At 57.3% G+C, this 3,447-nt stretch carries 4 protein-coding genes; 3 read left to right on the top strand and 1 reads right to left on the bottom strand.

Translation table 11 applies throughout. From position 1 onward, the window contains the following. The coding region (locus RI563_RS05970; protein ID WP_310693450.1) for an LAGLIDADG family homing endonuclease at window positions 1-1,826 on the bottom strand (1,826 nt) is incomplete at its 3' end. A gap of 356 nt (window positions 1,827-2,182) precedes the next feature. On the opposite strand from RI563_RS05970, the gene RI563_RS05965 reads away from it, so the two are divergent. The 3 genes from RI563_RS05965 to RI563_RS05955 all read left to right on the top strand — a co-directional run. Beyond that, window positions 2,183-2,365 (top strand): hypothetical protein, encoded by a 183-nt coding sequence (locus RI563_RS05965; RefSeq protein WP_310693449.1) that lies wholly within the window; start codon window positions 2,183-2,185, stop codon window positions 2,363-2,365. Between the two features lie 12 nt (window positions 2,366-2,377). Next, window positions 2,378-2,818 carry an Hsp20/alpha crystallin family protein gene (locus RI563_RS05960; protein WP_310693448.1) on the top strand — a complete coding sequence of 147 codons (441 nt, stop codon included), beginning with the start codon at window positions 2,378-2,380 and terminating at the stop codon, window positions 2,816-2,818. A gap of 209 nt (window positions 2,819-3,027) precedes the next feature. Further along, the coding region (locus RI563_RS05955) for an Hsp20/alpha crystallin family protein (protein WP_310693447.1) at window positions 3,028-3,447 on the top strand (420 nt) is incomplete at its 3' end.

Raw genomic sequence — 3,447 nt, 5'->3', positions numbered from 1 at the left:
CACATCTTGTCGTAGATATCCATGAACGACAGCGGCCCGGAGGTGTAGGCACCGGCGCCGGAGACATACGCGCCCTTGGGACGCAGGGTGGAGAATTCATAACCGATACCGCAGTTGTGGATCACCATCAGACCGCTGTTACCGGCCAGATAGTTGTTGTGCTTCTCGACGGTAAAGTCGTAGAAGGTTTCCGACAGATCCAGGTTGCGCTGTACCGTTTCAACAGGCCGCAGGTTCCGTACCTGCGCAATCAATTCATGCAGGTGCGGAAAGTATTGCTGCCAGCGGTCCAGCCAGACACGACTGATAATATCGGCCTGGTGGTAATTATGATAAAAACCGAGGCGCTGTTTTTCCTTGTGTGAAAGCGCGTCGCTTTCTTTCAGCAACGCCTGCTGCAGCGCCGTGGTCATCCGGTAGCGATCGTACTGGCCGGCCTTGGAGGCAAACTGACCAATACGCCGCTTTTTGCCACTATCCGCCATATAACCGGCGATCACTTTCAGGAAGTCGGAATCGGATATCTTGAGCATGGCGCCGCCGTTATCGCGAATGACATGCCCCTGATAATCGTGTTCGCGTGCCTTGCGGCGGGTGATACCGGCGTGTACCCCAAACTGTCCGAGCAGGGCCTGTAACTCTTCGGCAAAGCGATGGTTCTGGGTCGCGATGGTAACGCTGCCGCGCTCCTTGCTGACTGTGCCGTCGGTATCGATCAGGCCGGCAAGAAACGGCAGGAAATAACGATCCGGGTGGTGGCTAATCCAGGCAGGAACATGCAGTGTCCCGGTCTTGGATCCGGTCTGGTGATCAATAAACTGCGCTGCGCGACTGGCTTCGAAGCTGGCCACGCAATAATCCCAGACGGGTGTTCCATTGACGGTGGTCCCGGCAACCACTTTGGCCTGTGCCTGACAGAAGCGCTCGAAGAACTGTGCGTAACGCTCCACAACTTCCCGCTCTGCCGCGCGAATCTTGAATACCAGGCGTTTGCCGTGGGCTTTGGCGCGTTCCGCCCAGGCCTGGCGGCTCGGGCGATACTCGAATTTTTTCTCATAGGCGCTGCCGTCTCCCAGATGCGCGCCGGCAAACCAGGCCTGCAGGGCCTGCTGTTGATCCGCCTTCCAGGCAAAGCGGTGATGAACCAGGGCGTCATCCGACGTCACTTCATCGGCCCGCACGTAAACCAGCTTGTCATTGCGATAGACCAGTACCGGGTGCTTGATCGAGGTCTTGAGAGAAACGCTGTTGGAGACGATCTCGATGTTCTCCTCGCGCGGGACATGCGTGGTCATGTGCTTTTCGATCCGGCGCATTTCAAAGCGGCCGCTGTCGCGATCAAAGGCAAGAATGCGGGTGTGCTTCTCCTGCACCGCCTGCTCGGCAGGGACCAGCCCTTGCTCGGTCATCACCCGGGTACCGGGCGCCACACACCCCGCCTTCAGGGTCAGCCCCGCCTCGTGCACCTTGTCCAATATATTGTCCATCGAGTCCTGGATGGTGCCGGAGACGGTGCAGTTGATGGTGGAGGTGGCCGGCTTGTGCTCCAGCGCGCCGGCGTTGGAGGTGATGCGCCCGGCGGGGATGGCGCCCTGGCGCAGGGCCCAGAGAAACTGCTCGTACCAGTATTCCTGCTTCTCCTGGTCATCTTCGACGTCGGCCAGTGCCCGGGCGACCCGCTGGTAGGTCTCATCCATGCTCTGGTCGATGATCTGGCCGTCCTTGCTCTTGAGGCGGTATTTTTTGTCCCAGATATCGAGGGATGCGTCCTGGAACGGGATTTCTTTGACGCTGCCTGCGGGCAGCTTGTGTAACTGGGCGCTCATGTATGGTGATCCTCCCGGTGCGCAAAAATTCAATAAAAACAATCACCCGGACCGCCTTGTTATCTACGGCAAGTGGCGTTCTCGGGTACGGCGGGTACAACTGGTTACAGCTAAATCCGGCAAACACTAGATATTGTGTTTGATGTAGGAGCTTAGGACCAGATACCGGCGCTGTCAATGCTTCCTGACGTCTTTTATTTATTAGGGTTTACCCTTAACAAACAATAACTTGCACTATTATCAGGCCGCCTGCGCCAGACCTGTGCAAAACACGATTTTCTGACTCGAAATACTATATATTGTGTTTCTAATATTGGCCCGGGGCGCTGCCCTGGCGGTTAGGGGCTACTCACGTTATGACGGTTTTGCTCAAAACAGCACACACCGCCCGCCCCAACCCGGCTGAATCGGCAACGCATTGGCCGGTAGCACTTGATAAAAATCCGGCCGAGACCTATATCCCCTTCAAGCAGATGGACACTGTGCGCACAGCAACACCTGCGAATAAATTCAACCAACGTTGTTTATTTGCAATTTAAGGAGAACGAATCATGGCTTTAGTACGTTATGAACCCTGGAGCATGCTGAACCAGATCCGCCGCGAGATGGATCAGATGCTGGAAACCACCGGCGACAACGGTGAAAGCAGCGCCATTGCCACCAGCGACTGGATCCCGGCAGTGGATATCAAGGAAACCCAGGACGCCTTCATCCTGCATGCCGATGTTCCCGGCGTGGATCCCAAGGATGTGGACGTGCACATGGAAAACGGCATTTTGACCATCAAGGGCGAACGCGAGTCCGAGAAGAAGGATGAGCGCGAAGGCTACAAGCGGGTCGAACGCCAGTACGGCTCGTTCTATCGCCGTTTCAGCCTGCCGGATACCGCCGATGCGGAGAAGATCTCGGCCAGGAGCAAGAATGGCGTCGTGGAAATTACCATTCCCAAGAAGGAAGCCGTGCAGCCGCGCAAGATCTCGGTCGAAAGCTGAGAGCGTGAGATCGTCAAGTCGAAAGAGGCGGAGTGCCAGGCCTCTCGGCCCTCCCAACCTCGCGATCTGACGACCTCACTACCTGACGACTTCTGACTCGTCGGGTGGCTCAAGCAACGCGGAGCTGCCGAACAATGACCGATGATGCCGGATCCGCCGGCGGCTTGATCCGGCCTGTTTCATGCAATCATATATTATAAGGAGTAACCATGAACGCCATGGCTGAACTGCAACGTGGACTCAACCGCGCCTGGCATTCCATCAGCGAGGGCTGGACCCAGCTGCGCGATCGGGCCGCCCACGCCATTACCCGCTTCAATCCGGTCAAACGCGAAGGCAATGTGGAGTCCGCCGAGGATGTCGGCGTCCTGCGCAGCGCGCGCTGGAGTGTGCTGGCCGCGGATGTGCAGGACAAGGGCGATGACCTGATCGTGCGCCTGGAAGTGCCGGGCATGGAATCTGATGACTTCGATATCTCGGTGGTCGACGATTACCTGCTGGTACACGGTGAAAAACGCCTGCAACGGGAACAGACCGAAGGCGATTACCATATCCGCGAATGTGCCTACGGTGCCTTCCAGCGAGCCGTACCCCTGCCGACAGCGGTCGACCAGGACAAGGCTAAAGCC

The organism is Thiohalophilus sp. (assembly GCF_031581315.1).
Classification (GTDB): domain Bacteria; phylum Pseudomonadota; class Gammaproteobacteria; order UBA6429; family Thiohalophilaceae; genus Thiohalophilus.
The sequence above is the reverse complement of the archived record's forward strand: the minus strand, read 5'-3'. Positions and strand labels throughout refer to the sequence as shown.

What these genes read in the sequence shown, in the direction of transcription:
- RI563_RS05965 (WP_310693449.1), top strand. Translation starts at nt 2,183, where the DNA reads ATGACGGTTTTGCTCAAAACAGCACACACCGCCCGCCCCAACCCGGCT.
- RI563_RS05960 (WP_310693448.1), top strand. Translation starts at nt 2,378, where the DNA reads ATGGCTTTAGTACGTTATGAACCCTGGAGCATGCTGAACCAGATCCGC.